Consider the following 1,207-nt stretch of genomic DNA (forward strand, 5'->3'; position numbering starts at 1 on the left):
CGGAAGCCGTTGGCATCCGGCACATGGCTAGCGGCGCGATTGTCGCGCGCCATGTAATCTGAGTGGCGCGAGCTGGTTGCCTCCATGCCGAGCGGACCATAGAGCGCCTCTTGCGAGAGCGTTGACCAGTCCTTGCCGGTTGCGGTGGCTACGGCCTCTGCGGCAGCCGTAAGGCCGAAATTCGTATAGGCGTAATCGGCTCTGAACTGCCCCATGGGCAGCTGCGCCAGCCGCTCCAGTACAGCGCGACGGTCATAGCCTATATCCTCGAGATCATCACCGGCGTGGTCCGGCAGGCCCGAGCGGTGCGCATAGAGATCCCCGATGGTGACATGATTGCTGACCCAGGGATCGCCCAGGTCGAACCACGGTAAGTGGTTGCGCACCGGATCATCCCAACCGACGGTCCCTTGCGAAACCTGCGCGGCCACCACCGTGGCTCCGACAGATTTGGACAACGAAGCGAGCAGAAAGACTGTATCCGCATCCACCTGTTCCTCCGCGCCCTCCGCCCGCAGCCCCCAGCCGCGCATCAGCAATGTCTCTTCCCCATGCACCACGGCAACGGCGAGGCCCGGTACTCCGGTCCGATCCAACATATCCTGCACCAGCTCATCCAGCGAGGCGACTGCTTCGTCGATCCGCGCCTGCGGCACCGGCAACAGGTTCGCCCGCGCAGGAGAGACTGCCGGGTCCGGCAAGGCAATGGTCGGCAGCGTCCCCGCATGGAGCGGGGCATTGAGCGCAAGCAACGCTGCGGCAGCGCTTAGAACGCTCAAGGCCGACCTCAGAAGGGGGCGTGCGGCTTTCGGTGTAGTCATGTCAGGATCTCCTGTGGGATGGGTGGCGCGACAGGTGAGGCGATACCTCCTAGCGGATCAGAAGGGCATTGCCAGTTGGAAAATTAGTTTGCCCCCCTTGTCGTCCACTATGTCAGAACGGGTCCAAGGAAGCGCACCGATAACCTGGAAATTCAGCCGTTCCTCTAACGTTCCACCAAGGCCCACTCCATAGGAGCCAAGATACATGTGTCCGGTGACGTCGTCGGACCAGGCTGCGCCGTAATCCACGAAGGCCGAGGTTGAAAGCGTGGGCAGGAGTGCCAGCCCGATATCGACCTCGTGGCTTACCCGGGCCGAGGCCGCTGCACCTTTGTCGCCAGAGATGGTGCCGCTATCGAAGGCTCTGCCATAAGTCTCGCCGCCAA

At 62.7% G+C, this 1,207-nt stretch carries 1 protein-coding gene and 1 pseudogene; both read right to left on the reverse strand.

Annotation, left to right across the window (positions count from 1 at the left end; translation table 11 throughout):
- The coding region (locus INT22_RS20265; protein ID WP_226912418.1) for a serine hydrolase domain-containing protein at window positions 1-821 on the reverse strand (821 nt) is incomplete at its 3' end.
- Window positions 822-878: 57 nt separating this feature from the next.
- Window positions 879-1,207: pseudogene (locus INT22_RS04970) on the reverse strand (hypothetical protein); the annotation flags it as partial.

The sequence above is a fragment of the Halomonas sp. 3D7M genome, from assembly GCF_014897885.1.
Classification (GTDB): Bacteria; Pseudomonadota; Gammaproteobacteria; order Pseudomonadales; family Halomonadaceae; genus Vreelandella.